Origin of the sequence: Massilia phyllosphaerae (assembly GCF_034659755.1) — a bacterium.
GTDB lineage: Bacteria > Pseudomonadota > Gammaproteobacteria > Burkholderiales > Burkholderiaceae_D > Telluria > Telluria phyllosphaerae.
Genome location: NZ_JAXSQX010000002.1, coordinates 777,129 through 790,950, shown reverse-complemented (window position 1 = coordinate 790,950; position 13,822 = coordinate 777,129). Strand labels below are relative to the sequence as shown.

Sequence of the window (13,822 nt, the reverse complement as noted above, 5' to 3'; positions counted from 1 at the left end):
AAGAATCACTTAATTAGATGAGGATGGAATGAAGAAGCAGGTGTTGTTGATGGCGGCGCTGTCCGCCGCAGGGTTGGCGAACGCCCAGGAAACGGTACGGATCGGCCACGTGGCGGCAATGACCGGCCCGGTAGCCCACTTCGGCAAGGACAGCGAGAACGGCGTGCGCATGGCGATCGAAGCCCTGAACGCGCGCGGCGCCACCATCGGCGGGAAGAAAGTGAAGTGGGTGCTGGTTGGCGAAGATGACGGCGGCGATCCGAAACAGGCGACGGCCGCGGCGCAGAAGCTGGCCGATGCCAAGGTGAATGCCGTGATCGGCCACGAAACCTCGGGCACCACGATTCCCGCCTCCAAGATCTACCACGATGCCGGGATTCCGCAGATCTCGGCCTCGACCACGTCGCCGAAATATACGCAGCAGGGCTTCAATACCGCCTTCCGCGTGGTCGCCAACGACATCCAGCTGGGCCAGGTGCTGGGCCGCTATGCCGCCAAGACCATGGGCGTCAAGCGCGTTGCCGTGATCGACGACCGCACCGCCTACGGCCAGGGCCTGGCCAACGAGTTCAGCAACGGCTTGCGCCAGCAGGGCGTGAACGTCGTGGCCAAGGAATTCACCAACGACAAGGCCACCGATTTCGCGGCGATCCTGACCCGCGTGCGCGCCGCCAAGCCGGACCTGGTGTTCTTCGGCGGCATGAACGCGGTGGCCGGGCCGATGCTGCGCCAGATGAAGCAGCTCGGCCTGAACGCGCGCATGATGGGCGGTGACGGCATCTGCTCGGACGAGATGCACAAGCTGTCCGGCGGCACCATGGCCGACGGCCAGGTGGTGTGTGCCGAAGCCGGCGGCGTCGAAGCGGCGGGCAAGGCCGCCATGGACAAGTTCCGCGCCGACTACCGCAAGCGCTACGGCATCGACGTCCAGATCATCGCGCCGTATTCCTACGACGCCACGCTGCTGCTGGCGGCGGCGATGGACAAGGCCGGCTCGGCCAATCCGGCCAAGTACCTGCCGCTGCTGGCGAAGACGCAATACAAGGGCGTGACCGGGAATATCGCCTTCGACAACCGCGGCGACATCCGCGACGGCGCGATCACGCTGTACACCTTCAAGGGAGGTCACCGCACCGAGATCGCGGTCACCAAGTAAGCCACGCAACCGGCAGGGATGACGCGGCGGCCCTCCTGCGGGGCGGCCGCCCTCCTTGGCAAGGACGTGTTCTTATTTGGGCGCGGCGAGCATCAGCTCGTCCAGCAGCTGGCGCGTCGCCTTCAGCAGCTGTTCCGACATGGCCGGATTGCCCTTGGCGGCGCCGCGCGCCACGGCCAGGCCGCCGACCATTGCCGCCACCGCCACCATGCCGCGCGCCAGCGCGTCGCTGCCTGGCTGGTTGGCCGCGATATGGCGCTCGAAGGCGCGTGCCAGCACCATGTAGCCTTCGGCGAAACGGGCGCTGATGGCCTTGTCCTGGCGTCCGATCTCGCTCGCCGAGGCCGCGATCGGACAGCGGCTTCCGTAATCGTCGCGGCCTTCCACGGCCAGGAAATGGTCGAGAAAGGCGCCCAGGTCGGGCATGCCGTCCCTGGTGGAGGCATACATGCGGGCATTGGCCTGCTCGAGGCCGTATGACAGCGCTTCGAGCGCCAGCTCTTCCTTCGATTTGAAGTGGGCGTACAGCGCGCCGTGCGTCAGGCCCGCTTCCTTGCTGATCTCGGCGACGCCGACGCCGTCGATGCCGCGTTCGCGGAAAAGCTTGCTGGCAGCTTTGATCAATGCCATCCGGTTTTCGGCGGCCTTTTCCTTGCTGATTCTCATTGTGATGACTATGGATAGAGGGCGGCGAATGCGCCGTGGCGTAGCCTCTCCGGGCGCTTGCTCGGTCCGACCGAATGGTATGTCACGTTCTGGTAATAATTACGAGGACGAGTATAACCCCGCGATGCCGCGCTTGGCGCGTCGACAAATATACGACACGCGCATCGATCGGCCGCGCGGCCGCCAAGCGGACCGCGGGGTGACCGTAAACACTGCTATGCTGGCATGGACCGTTTCAACCATGGAGGCAAACCCAGTATGCAGATGACCGAACCGCGCCCGGACGCGCCTTTCCTGGTGGTACTGAACGCCGGATCAGGACACGCCGAAACCGATCTGCGCTGCTCGACCATTCGCGACGTGCTGGAGGGCGCCGGCCGGCGCTGCCACCTCGAGGTGGTGCACGATGCGTCCGAACTCGGCGCCGCCGCCAAGAAGATGGCGGCGCGCGCCCGCACCGAAGGCGGCATCCTGGTCGCGGCCGGCGGCGACGGCACCCTCAACACGGTGGCCCACGAGGCGGTGCAGGCCGGCTGTCCGTTCGGCGTGCTGCCCCAGGGTACTTTCAATTATTTCGGCCGCACCCACAGCATTCCCGAAGACCTGGCCGAGGCGGTGCATGCGCTGCTGCGCGCGCGCGCGCGGCCGGTACAGATCGGCCGCGTCAACGAGCGCATCTTCCTGGTCAACGCCAGCGTCGGCCTGTACCCGAAACTGCTGGAAGAGCGCGAGCACGACAAGCGCCAGTACGGCCGTTCGCGGGTGGTGGCGCTGCTGTCGGCGCTCAAGACCGCGCTCGGGCGCCACCGCAACCTGCGCATCACGCTGGAACTCGACGGCCAGCCGCGCCACCTGCGCACGCCGACCCTGTTCGTCGGCAACAACCGGCTGCAGATGGAGCAGGTCGGCATGCCGCCGCTACAGCATGCGCTCGACGAAGGACGGCTGGCCGCGATCGCGCCGCGCGCCGTGGGCAAGCTGCGCATGCTCGGCCTGCTGGTGCGCGGCGCCATGGGTCGGCTTGGCGAAGCCGAGGACGTCGACGCCTTTGCCTTCCGCAGCATGACGGTGCGCGGTCCTCTGCTGTCCGGGCGCCGGCGCCTGAAGGTCGCCACCGACGGCGAAGTCTGCAGGATGGCGCTGCCGCTGCGCTTCGAGGTGCTCGACGACCAGCTGCATCTGCTGGTCCCGGAGCCCGAGGTCGCGCCCGAGGCCGGCGCCGACGGACGCGCCACCGCCGCAGCCTGAATGGCTCAGTGCGCGCCCAGCAGCGCGCCGACCGCGGGGAGCGGCATCGGGCGCGCCAGCAGATAGCCCTGCGCCTCGTCGCAGGAGGCGGCGCGCAGGAAGTCGAGCACCTCGGCGGTCTCGACACCTTCGGCCACCACCGACATGCGCAGGGCATGCGCCATGTCGACGAAGGCCTTCACGAAGTCGAATGCGCTGATGCGGCCGTCGTCCTGCAGCACGAAGGAACGGTCGAGCTTGAGCACGTCGATCGGAAAACGGCGCAGGTAGGCCAGGCCGGAATAGCCGGTACCGAAATCGTCGACCGCGATCTTGACCCCCAGCGCCTGCAGCTCGCCGAGCATGGCGGCGGTGCGGTCCATGTCTTCGATCAGGGCGCTCTCGGTCAGCTCCAGTTCCAGGTGGCAGGGCGCCAGCCCCGACGCTTCGAGGGCGCCGCGCACCTCGCCGACAAAGCCGGCCTGCGCCAGCTGGCGCGCCGAGACATTGACCGACACCCGCACCGGCCTGGCGTGACTGGCCACCAGCGCCTGCGTCGCGCGGCATGCTTCGTGCAGCACCCAGTGTCCGATCTCGGTGATCAGGCCGGTTTCCTCGGCGATGGCGATGAACTCGCCCGGCGCGACCCGTCCCAGCTGCGGATGGTTCCAGCGGATCAGTGCCTCCATCCCGACCATGGCCATGCTGCGCAGGTCGATGCGCGGCTGGAAGGCCAGCTCGAATTCGCCGCGCGCCAGCGCCGGCCGCAACGAGGTCTCGAGCGCCATGCGCGCCTGCGCGCGCGCCGTCATGGCTGCTTCGAAGAAGCGGTAGCGGTTGCGCCCGGCCGCCTTGGCGCGGTACATCGCGGTATCGGCGGTCTGGAACAGGACTTCGCGGGTAGCGGCGTCGCGCGGGTACAGGCTGATGCCGATCGAGGCGCCGATGATCACGTCCTGGGTGCCGACCGGCACCGCCTCGCCCAGCAGCGCCAGCAGGCGCGCGGCGATGCCCTCGGCCTCGGCGGCACCGCCGTCGCACGGGGCCACCACCACGAATTCGTCGCCGCCCAGGCGCGCCAGCGTATCGTCCGGACCCAGCACGCGGCGCAGGCGCTGCGCCACTTCGCACAGCAGCACGTCGCCCAGGTCATGGCCGAAGGAATCGTTGATTTCCTTGAAACGGTCGAGGTCGAGGAACAGCACGGCAACCGAGGCCTCGCCGGTGCAGGCGTCGAGCGCGGCCTGCAGGCGTTCGTGCAGCAGGGTGCGGTTGGGCAGCCCGGTCAGGCTGTCGTGGGTGGCGAGGTGGCGCAGGCGGCGTTCGGCCTCTTCGCGCTCGCTCAGGTCGCGGATGATCGCCTGGAAGAATTCCTGGCCGCCGTCCTCGAAGCGCGATACCCGCACTTCGGCCGGGAAGGTGCTGCCGTCGCGGCGCCGCTTGGTGATGCGCAGCAGATGGGTGTGTCCCTTGCGCAGGCTGTCCAGCAGCGCCTGGTCGTAGGGGAAGCCGCTGTCGACCAGGTGCACGCTGCTGCCGATGAATTCCGCCTCGCTGTAGCCGAAGGTGGCGCAGGCGCTGGCGTTGGCGGCCACCACGCACAGGTCGCGGTCGGTGATCAGGATGCTGTCGCCGGCCTGTTCGAACAGGCTGCGAAAGCGCTGCTCGCTGCGGCGCAGGGCGTCGGCGGCGCGGCGCTGTTCGCTGATGTCGTGGAAATAGACCGACAGCCCATCGTCGGTCGGGTAGGTGCGCACCTCGACCCAGGCGCCGGTCGGCGCCCACAGCGTTTCCAGCACCCCGGGGCAGCCGCTGGCCATGGCGCTGCGGTAGTGGTCGAGCAACGCGGTGCCCTCCAGCATCGGCGCCAGATCCAGCAGCTGGCGGCCGAGGCCGGCGCCCAGCTCGATACCGACGAAGGCGGCTGCCTTGCGGTTGGCGTAGATGACGCGCCAGTGACGGTCGACCGCGAAGAAGGCGTCGCCGATGCTCTCCAGCATGGCGTTCATGCGCTGTTGCGAACGGTCCACGGTCTCGGCAATGCCCGGAAGGCTGGCATCGTGGACGATGGGGAGGCTGTCGAAGGAGGTGGGCTGTCTGCTCATGGGGTTCCAATACGGGGCAATCGACCCATCGCGGATTTTATCATTCCCGACAGCAACATTTAACAGGGTGCGGTAAATATGCGACACTCGCCCGTGATTTGCGGACGGCGCCAACGGCGTTGGCGGACAGTGGACAGGGAGCCGCCGCCCGGCGAGGGTGCCGGGGCGGCGGGTGGCGCCGTGGAGGACTCGGCGCCGGAATGACAGGTCGAGATGACGTGTCTGCCGCCTGTGTTACTTGGCGTCGTCGGGCGAGCCTTGTCCGCCTTGCCGGTTGCCGCGGCTGCGGGTCGAATCGCCCTGGGCCGGAGTACCGCCCGGCTGGCCCTCGGCTTGCTGCAGATTGCCGGAATCGGCCAGGTCGGGGGTGCCGACACCGCCGTCGCGGCCACCGTCGTTCGAGTTGCCGGTGGTGCCGGTCTTGCCGGCACTGCTGGTGCCGACGCCGCTGAGTTCATCATAACTACGCCCTTTGATGCCCTTGCCTTTGTATTCCTGGTTGCTCGGCATATGCTGCTCCTTATGACTATCCGATAGGCTTTATCTTAGACCGCCAGGTGGGCGCGGCAATCGGAATGGAGGGTGTGGCGACGTAGGACGTGCCGCACAGGAGTTGACAAGTTGTCCAATCCGTGGCCGAATCAAGGGTCGGCGGTGCTTGCCGCCAGGATCCAAGACAAGAAGAATGAACAGAACCGGAGCAGGGAAGGTGAGGGGAACGGGGCGCGCCACGCTGGAAGAAGTGGCCACGCTGGCGGGTGTGTCCACGATGACGGCGTCGCGCGCCTTGAGCCAGCCGCGGCTGGTGTCGGAAACGACCCGCGCCAAGGTCGAGCAGGCGGTGATCGAACTCGGCTACGTGCCGAACCGCGCCGCACGCGCGCTGGCGTCGGCCCATTCGCGCGTGATCGTGGTGCTGGTGCCGTCGCTGTCGAACGCGGTGTTCACGGCGGTGCTGGACGGTATCCATGACGCGGTCGGTGCCAGCCAGTACCAGCTCCTGATCGGCAACACGCGGTATTCCGACGCCGAAGAAGAAAAGCTGCTGAATATCTACCTGCAGTCGAATCCGGACGGCGTGCTGCTGTCCGGCGTGTCGCACAGCCCCCACGTGCAGCGCGTGCTGGGCAGCCTGCAGATCCCGATCGTGTCGATGATGGACCTGGCCGAGGGCGAGGAAGACCTGTCGGTCGGCTTTTCCCAGCTCGACGCCGGCAGCACCATGACGCGCCACCTGATCGACAAGGGTTACCGCCGCATCGGCTTCATCGGCGCCCAGCTCGACGAGCGTACGCTGCGCCGCGCCGACGGCTACCGCCAGGCGATGCGGGCGGCCGGGCTGGCCGATCCGGCGCTGGAAGTGATGACGGCCGAACCGTCGACCATCGCGCTCGGCGCGCGGCTGATGCAGCGCACCCTGGCGCTCGGCTGCGATGCGGTGTTCTGCTGCAACGACGACCTGGCCCACGGCGCCATCTACCATTGCCAGCGCCACGGCGTGCGGGTGCCGCACGACGTGGCGATCGCCGGTTTCAACGACCTGCCGGCTTCCGAATGGATGATGCCCTCGCTGACCACGGTCGACACGCCGCGCTACCGCATCGGCTACGAAGCCGCCTCGCTGCTGCTGGACGTGATCGGCGGACGCACGCCGGCGCAGCGCCGCATCGACCTCGGCTTCACGCTGCGCGCGCGGGAGAGCACGTGAGCGTGGCGGGCACCCCGGCCGCGGCGCCGCCGCCGGTGGCCTTGATCGTCGAGGACGAACCGCAGATCCGGCGCTTCGTGCGCATGGCGCTGGAAGGCGAAGGCTGGCAGGTGCACGTGGCCGAGACCGTGCAGCGCGGGGTGATCGAGGCCGGCACCCGCAGCCCGGACCTGATCGTGCTCGACCTCGGCCTGCCCGACGGCGATGGCCTGGCGCTGATCCGCGCCGTGCGCGCCTGGAGCCCGGTGCCGATCATCGTGCTGTCCGCGCGCGTCGACGAAGCCGGCAAGATCACGGCGCTGGACGCCGGCGCCGACGACTATCTCACCAAGCCCTTCGGCGTCGGCGAGCTGCTGGCACGGGTGCGGGCGGCGCTGCGGCGCCAGCACAAGGGGATCGCCGAGGCGCCGTCCAGCGTGCGTGTCGGCGCCATCGAGGTCGACCTGCACAAGCGCCTGGTGGCGCGCGATGGCCAGCCGGTGCACCTGACGCCGACCGAGTACAAGCTGCTGACCGTGCTGCTGGCGAACCTCGGCCGGGTGGTCACGGCGCCGCAGCTGCTGCGCGAAGTCTGGGGACCGTCGCATGCCGACAACAGCCATTACGTGCGCATCTACATGGGGCACCTGCGCCAGAAGCTGGAAGCGGATCCGGCCCAGCCGCGCCACCTGCTGACCGAGACCGCGGTTGGCTACCGGCTGCAGCCCTGAGCCATAAAATGCTTGAGTGACTTGCGGTAACGGGCGTAAGCTGAGCCATTGTTGCCGAGGGAGCGCTCGATGGGGCCGACCGATCCGCTGTTCGCCGTGCTGGCCGTGGGCCTGGCCCTAGGCGTCGTGCGCGCCTGCAGCCGCTGGCTGCCGACAGCGCCGACGGCCGGGCGCAACGCGGCCATCGACGGCTTGCGCGGCTACCTGGCGAGCCGGCAGTGGACGGCGCCGCCGTCGCGCCTGTTCACCCACTGCGGCGAATCGAGCGTCACCCTGTTCTTCATGATCACCGCCTTCCTGTTCGTGCGCAAGCTGCATGCCGCGCGTGGCGGCTTCGGCTGGGGCGAATTCTTCCTCGGCCGGGTGCTGCGCCTGGTACCGGCCTATGCGCTGGCGATGGGCCTGATGTTCGCCGTGGTCGCCGTGGAATCCGGCTGGACGCTGTTCGAGCCGAAGCGTGTGGTGGCGCGCGAGGTGGCGCAGTGGCTGGCCTTTTCGATGGCCGGCTACGGCCTGGTGAACGGCTTCGGCGGCACCCACCTCGTTACCGCGGGCGTGGTCTGGTCGCTGGCGTGCGAGTGGCATCTCTACCTGGCGCTGCCGCTGCTCGGACTAATACTGGGGCGGCGCGCCGGCGCCTTGCCCTGCCTGGTCGCGGCGGCGTCGCTGGCGCTGGCGGCCTGGCAGCAGCCGCACCTGGCGGTGATGCCGGCGCAGGCGGCGCCGGGTCCGGAGCATCCGGCCGCCTCGCTCTAGATGAAATTTCCCAACATCGGCGGCGGTTTTTGTAGGAAAATCCGTTTATTAATTTCCAACTGACATTACATTCGGCCCGGACCGCGCGTCCGCCAACAAGCCATGGTCATGCATCCGATGCGTGCGTAAATGGCAGCCGACAGGAGACAGGATGCTCGGAGCAGGCAAGACCATGCTGCGCGGCTGGCCGTGGGCGCTGCGGGTCGGCTCGATCACCGGCGCAATCGTCGGCGCGGCCGGCTGCGCGGCCGCGGCCGCCGCGCCCCAGCCCGGACCGCGCGCCGAGGTGATCCACTGGTGGACCTCGGGCGGCGAATCGGCCGCGGTCAAGCAGGTGGCCCAGGCCTACCGCGGCCTCGGCGGCACCTGGATCGATACCGCGATCGCCGGCGGCGACCAGTCGCGCGCCGTCACCCTCAACCGCATCATCGGCGGCAAACCGCCCACCGCGGCCCAGTTCAACACCTCGCGCCAGTTCGTCGACATCATCGAGGAAGGCCTGCTGAACGACGTCGACGACGCCGCCCGCCGCGGCGCCTGGGAACGTACGCTGCCGCAGCCGATCGTCGACGTCATCAAGGTGCACGGCCACTGGTATGCGGCGCCGGTCAACGTCCACATGCAGACCTGGCTGTGGTATTCGAAGCCCGCGTTCGCGCGCGCCGGGATCGCGCGTGCGCCGCAAAGCGTCGACGAACTGTTCGCGGCGCTGGACAAGCTCAAGGCGGCCGGCCTGGTGCCGCTGGCGCACGGCGGCCAGGCCTGGCAGGACAGCATCCTGTTTTCGCTGATGCTGTCCAACCTCGGCGGGCGGGCGCTCTACCTGCGGGTGCTGCGCGACCGCGACCAGTCCGCGATCCGCTCGAACGACTTCCGCCGCGTGCTGCTGGCCTATAAACGCCTGCACGGCTACGTCGACCCGGCCGCGCCGGGACGCAACTGGAACGACGCCACCGCGATGGTGATTCAAGGCCGCGCCGGCATCCAGGTGATGGGCGACTGGGCCAAGGGCGAATTCACGGCGGCTGGCCAGCAGCCGGAACGCGACTACGGCTGCCTGCCGGGCCTGGGCGCCGCCAGTCCCTACCTGGTGCAGGGCGACGTGCTGGTATTCCCGCGCACGGCGGATCCGGCGGTGCTGCAGGCGCAGAAGCTGGTGGCGCGCGTGGTCGCCGACCCGGCCGTGCAGCTGTCCTTCAACCGCCTGAAGGGGTCGATCCCGGCGCGCCTGGATGCCGATCCCGCCAGCCTGGACGCCTGTGCGCAAAAGGGCATGGCGATCGCGCGCGACCGCGCGCGGCCGCTGGGCGTGATGGAGATCTACCTGACCCCCGACCAGAACGGCGCGTTGCAGGACGTGCTGACCGCCTACTGGAACACCGACATGCCGGTCGAACAGGCCCAGAACAGCATCGCTTCGGCGCTGCGCTATTAAGATGAGGCCCGCGCTGAAACGCACACGCCTGACACCGCACGCGGCCCTGCTGCCGATGGCGCTGACCGCCATCGTCGCCTACCTCGGCGCCGCCGCCTGGACCCTGGTCATTTCCCTGACCGGCTCGCGCACCTTCCCCTCGGGGCGCTTCATCGGCCTGGCGCAGTACGGACGCCTGTTCGACAACGAGCGCTGGATGCTGTCGCTGCACAACCTAGCCGTGTATGGCGTGCTGTTCGTCCTGGCCTGCCTGGTCATCGGTTTCCTGCTGGCGGTGTTCATCGACCAGCGCGTGCGCGGCGAAGGGGTGTTCCGCACCATTTTCCTGTACCCGTACGCGATGTCCTTCGTCGCCACCGGCCTGGTGTGGCAATGGCTGCTGACGCCGGGCGACGGCCTGGACGGCGTGGTGCGCGGGCTCGGTTTGCCCGGTTTTACCTTCGACTGGATCGTGCGCCAGGACCTGGTGATCTACACGGTCGTGATCGCGACCGTGTGGCAGGCCTCGGGGCTGGTGATGGCCTTGATGCTGGCCGGGCTGCGCGGCGTCGACCCCGACATCTGGAAGGCGGCGCGCCTGGACGGCATCCCGCCGTGGCGGGTGTACACCCGCATCGTGCTGCCGATGCTGTGGCCGACGATCGCCACCCTCCTGCTGCTGCTGTCGACCGCCGTGGTCAAGCTGTACGACGCGGTGGTGGCGATGACCAACGGCGGCCCCGGCACCGCCAGCGAGGTACCGACCAAGTTCATCATGGACCACCTGTTCCTGCGCTCGAACGTCGGCCTGGCCTCGGCCGGCGCGGTCGTGCTGCTGGTGCCGGTGCTGGCGCTGCTGGCGCCGTATGCCTATGCGCGCGCGCGCAAGGAGGCCGCATGACGCCGACCAGCCACCAGGCCGCGATCGCGACCGCGCTTGAACAGGCACTTGAGCCGGCCCTCGAGCCGGCGCTCGAGCCCGTGAAGCGGCCGGCACGCGGCCGCACCCGGCGCCGGCGCTGGACCCCGGCCCGCATCGGCATCTATCTGTTCCTGCTGAGCGCCGCCGCCTTCTTCCTGCTGCCGCTGTACGTGATGGTCGTCACCTCGCTCAAGCCGATGGAGGAGATCCGCCAGGGCGGCATCCTGGCGCTGCCGCATGCCTGGACGCTCGAACCCTGGCGCCAGGCCTGGAGCGGCGTCTGCACCGGCGCCGCCTGCGAAGGCATCCGCGGCGGCTTCCTCAACTCGGTCTGGATCACGGTGCCGAGCACGCTGCTGGCGATCGCGATCGGCGCCGTCAACGGCTACGCCCTGTCGTTCTGGCGCCCGCGCGGCGCCAACCTGCTGTTCGGGATCCTGCTGGCGGGCGCCTTCGTGCCGGTGCAGGTGATGATCTATCCGCTGGTGCGGGTGATGGCGCTGGCCGGCATTTTCGGCTCGCTACCGGCGATCGTGCTGGTGCACCTGGTGTTCGGCATGCCGGTGATGACGCTGCTGTTCCGGAATTATTATGCGGGCGTGCCGCACGAGCTGTTCCAGGCCGCGCGCATCGACGGCGGCGGCTTCTGGCGCATCTTCCTGCAGGTGATGCTGCCGATGTCGCTGCCGATCGTGGTGGTGGCGGCGATCATGCAGGTCACCGGCGTGTGGAACGACTACATCCTCGGCCTGGTATTCGCCGGCCGCGACAACCTGCCGATGACGGTGGAGCTGAACAACGTGATCAACACCACTACCGGCACCCGCCAGTACAACGTCAACATGGCGGCCACCATCCTGACGGCGCTGCTGCCGCTGGCCCTGTATTTCTTCTCCGGACGCTGGTTCGTGCGCGGCATCGCCGCCGGCGCTGTGAAAGGCTGACCCCGCGATGGCGAACGTCCACCTGCGCGACCTGCATATCCGCCTCGGCGGCAGGGACATCATCCGCGGCCTCGACCTGCAGGTCGAGCCGGGCGAATTCCTGGTGCTGCTCGGCCCCTCCGGCTGCGGCAAGTCGACCCTGCTGCACAGCATTGCCGGCCTGGTCGAACCGGCCGCCGGCGCGATCGAGATCGGCGGCCGCGACATGACCGATGCCGACCCGAGCGAGCGCGGGATCGGCATGGTGTTCCAGTCGTATGCGCTGTATCCGACCATGACGGTGGAAGCCAACATGTCGTTCGGCCTGCGCATCGCCGGCACGCCGAAAGACGAGATCCGGCGCCGCGTGGCGCGGGCGGCGGCGATGCTGCAGCTGGATGCGCTGCTGTCGCGCAAGCCGGCGCAGCTGTCCGGCGGCCAGCGCCAGCGGGTGGCGATCGGGCGCGCGCTGGTGCGCGAAGCGCGCGTGTTCCTGTTCGACGAACCGCTGTCCAACCTGGACGCCAAGCTGCGCGCCGAGCTGCGGCGCGAACTCAAGCTGCTGCACCAGGCGCTCGGTTCGACCATGATCTACGTGACCCACGACCAGGCCGAGGCGATGACGCTGGCCAGCCGTATCGTGGTGATGGACAAGGGCCATATCCAGCAGGTCGGCACGCCGGCCGAGGTGTACGCGCGTCCGGCCAACCGCTTCGTCGCCGGCTTCCTGGGATCGCCGCCGATGGCCTTCATCGAGGGCGAGCTCGATGCGGCGGGGGGTTTCCGCGGCGGCGCCATCGCGCTGCCGGCGCGCGCCGCCGGGGCAGGGCAGGCCGCCGGCCCGGCGCTGCTGGGGGTGCGCCCCGAGCACGTGACCATCGGCGCCGGTCCGCTGCGCGCCGAGGTGACGCTGGTGGAACCGATGGGCAACCACCAGGTCGTGTGGCTGCGCTGCGGTACGGCCGCACTCGGCGCACTGGTGCACGACACGCGCGCATTCGCGCCGGGCGAGCAGGTCGCTTTCGGCATCGATGCGGCCCGGGTCTCGCTGTTCGACCCGCAGGACGGGCGCCGCCTGCAGTGAGTGCGTCCGGCCCCGAGGTAGGCACCGGGCGGCGAATGCAGTATGCTTCGGTGTTTGGTATCGACTGTTGTTTGTTCAACCCTGGATGAGGTGAGCCGCCGTGGCGACGATCAAGGATGTAGCGAAGCTGGCCGGCGTCGGCCTCGGAACCGCCTCGCGCGTGGTCAGCGGGCGCGGTTCGGTATCGCCCGCCACGCTCGAGCGGGTCAAGAAGGCGATCGAGGAACTCGATTTCCGTCCCTCGCATGCGGCGCGCGCGCTGCTGTCGGGCTCGAGCCGCATGGTCGGCGTCTACATCCCGGTGCTGAGCGGGACCTTCTACACGCCGATCCTGCAGATCATGGACACCGAACTGCGCGCCGCCGGCCTGCACATGGTGCTGGCCTTCGGCGTCGGCCTCGGCGATGCGCGGCGCCAGGCGATCGAGGGCATCGACTTCCTGATCGAACGCGGCTGCGACGGCCTGATCGTGATGACCAGCGCGCTGCTCGAGGAAGACGTTGCTGCGCTCGGCGCCAAGGCCGGCCAGCTGGTGGCACTGAACCATGCCTTCGCGTCGATGCCGGAGCAATGCTTCACGGTCGACCACGTGCTGGGCGGGCGCCTGGCGGCGCGCACGCTGCTCGAGCACCGGCACCGCAAGATCGCCGTGGTGGAGGGGCCGCGCAGCCTGGCCGACAACAACGAGCGCATCGCCGGCTTCATGAGCGAGCTGGCCGACAACGGCATCGACCCCGACAAGGTATGGCGCGTGGAGAGCGATTTTTCGCCGGCCGGCGGCTTTGCCGCGGCCAAGGACCTGATCGCCTCCGGCACCCCCTGCAGCGCGCTGTTCTGCGCCAACGACGAGATGGCGGTTGGGGCGCTGGCGTATTTCCAGGAAGCCGGCATCCGCGTGCCGCACGACCTGTCGGTGCTGGGCTACGACGACACCCCGAGCGCGGCCTATTCGGCGCCGCGCCTGAGTTCCGTGCACATGCCGTGGCGCGAGATGACGCTGAACGGCGTGAATGCCCTGCTCAACCTGTGCTACGACATGAAGCGGCCCGTGTCGCGCGACTTCCCGGTGGGCGTCACGCTGCGCGCATCGCTGGCACGAGCGCCGGGGACCAGGCGCAAGGCCGCATGAGCCGGCACGGCTTTTTTTTGCG

The 13,822-nt window shown here is 68.9% G+C and carries 13 protein-coding genes; 10 read left to right on the top strand and 3 right to left on the bottom strand.

Features of this window, described 5'->3' with window-relative positions; all coding sequences use genetic code 11:
- Positions 1-28: 28 nt before the first annotated feature.
- A complete protein-coding gene (locus U1H99_RS11625) occupies positions 29-1,156 on the top strand; it encodes a branched-chain amino acid ABC transporter substrate-binding protein (protein ID WP_323141888.1) in 1,128 nt (375 codons plus the stop codon).
- Between the two features lie 72 nt (positions 1,157-1,228).
- Here the strand turns inward: U1H99_RS11625 and U1H99_RS11620 are convergent, their stop codons facing one another.
- Complete coding sequence (locus U1H99_RS11620; RefSeq protein ID WP_323141887.1) at positions 1,229-1,786, bottom strand: TetR/AcrR family transcriptional regulator; 558 nt, start codon at positions 1,784-1,786, stop codon at positions 1,229-1,231.
- Between the two features lie 294 nt (positions 1,787-2,080).
- Here U1H99_RS11620 and U1H99_RS11615 point away from each other — a divergent pair, with 294 nt between their 5' ends.
- Positions 2,081-3,070, top strand: coding sequence for a diacylglycerol/lipid kinase family protein (locus U1H99_RS11615; RefSeq protein ID WP_323141886.1), 990 nt, complete (start codon positions 2,081-2,083; stop codon positions 3,068-3,070).
- Positions 3,071-3,075: 5 nt separating this feature from the next.
- Here the strand turns inward: U1H99_RS11615 and U1H99_RS11610 are convergent, their stop codons facing one another.
- Together U1H99_RS11610 and U1H99_RS11605 are read right to left on the bottom strand one after the other, a co-directional pair.
- Positions 3,076-5,154, bottom strand: coding sequence for a putative bifunctional diguanylate cyclase/phosphodiesterase (locus U1H99_RS11610; protein WP_323141885.1), 2,079 nt, complete (start codon positions 5,152-5,154; stop codon positions 3,076-3,078).
- Between the two features lie 234 nt (positions 5,155-5,388).
- The gene (locus tag U1H99_RS11605) at positions 5,389-5,664 is read right to left on the bottom strand and encodes a hypothetical protein (RefSeq protein WP_323141884.1); all 276 of its coding nucleotides are present in this window, start codon (positions 5,662-5,664) and stop codon (positions 5,389-5,391) included.
- Between the two features lie 175 nt (positions 5,665-5,839).
- Between U1H99_RS11605 and gntR the strand changes: the two genes are divergently transcribed.
- From gntR to U1H99_RS11565, 8 genes are all read left to right on the top strand, one after another.
- The gene (gntR, locus tag U1H99_RS11600) at positions 5,840-6,862 is read left to right on the top strand and encodes an HTH-type transcriptional regulator GntR (protein WP_323141883.1); all 1,023 of its coding nucleotides are present in this window, start codon (positions 5,840-5,842) and stop codon (positions 6,860-6,862) included.
- 83 nt (positions 6,863-6,945) lie between these two features.
- Positions 6,946-7,572: a winged helix-turn-helix domain-containing protein gene (locus U1H99_RS11595; RefSeq protein ID WP_375341608.1), complete on the top strand. Its 627-nt coding sequence runs from the start codon at positions 6,946-6,948 to the stop codon at positions 7,570-7,572.
- Positions 7,573-7,641: 69 nt separating this feature from the next.
- Complete coding sequence (locus U1H99_RS11590; RefSeq protein WP_323141881.1) at positions 7,642-8,328, top strand: acyltransferase family protein; 687 nt, start codon at positions 7,642-7,644, stop codon at positions 8,326-8,328.
- A gap of 172 nt (positions 8,329-8,500) precedes the next feature.
- Positions 8,501-9,763 (top strand): ABC transporter substrate-binding protein, encoded by a 1,263-nt coding sequence (locus tag U1H99_RS11585; RefSeq protein ID WP_375341607.1) that lies wholly within the window; start codon positions 8,501-8,503, stop codon positions 9,761-9,763.
- A gap of 1 nt (position 9,764) precedes the next feature.
- A complete protein-coding gene (locus U1H99_RS11580; protein ID WP_323141879.1) occupies positions 9,765-10,643 on the top strand; it encodes a carbohydrate ABC transporter permease in 879 nt (292 codons plus the stop codon).
- The gene (locus tag U1H99_RS11575; protein ID WP_323141878.1) at positions 10,640-11,608 is read left to right on the top strand and encodes a carbohydrate ABC transporter permease; all 969 of its coding nucleotides are present in this window, start codon (positions 10,640-10,642) and stop codon (positions 11,606-11,608) included. Before U1H99_RS11580 ends, U1H99_RS11575 begins: the two co-directional genes overlap by 4 nt.
- A gap of 7 nt (positions 11,609-11,615) precedes the next feature.
- The gene (locus U1H99_RS11570; RefSeq protein ID WP_323141877.1) at positions 11,616-12,671 is read left to right on the top strand and encodes an ABC transporter ATP-binding protein; all 1,056 of its coding nucleotides are present in this window, start codon (positions 11,616-11,618) and stop codon (positions 12,669-12,671) included.
- A 100-nt stretch (positions 12,672-12,771) separates the two neighbouring features.
- The gene (locus U1H99_RS11565; protein ID WP_323141876.1) at positions 12,772-13,800 is read left to right on the top strand and encodes a LacI family DNA-binding transcriptional regulator; all 1,029 of its coding nucleotides are present in this window, start codon (positions 12,772-12,774) and stop codon (positions 13,798-13,800) included.
- Positions 13,801-13,822: the final 22 nt, after the last annotated feature.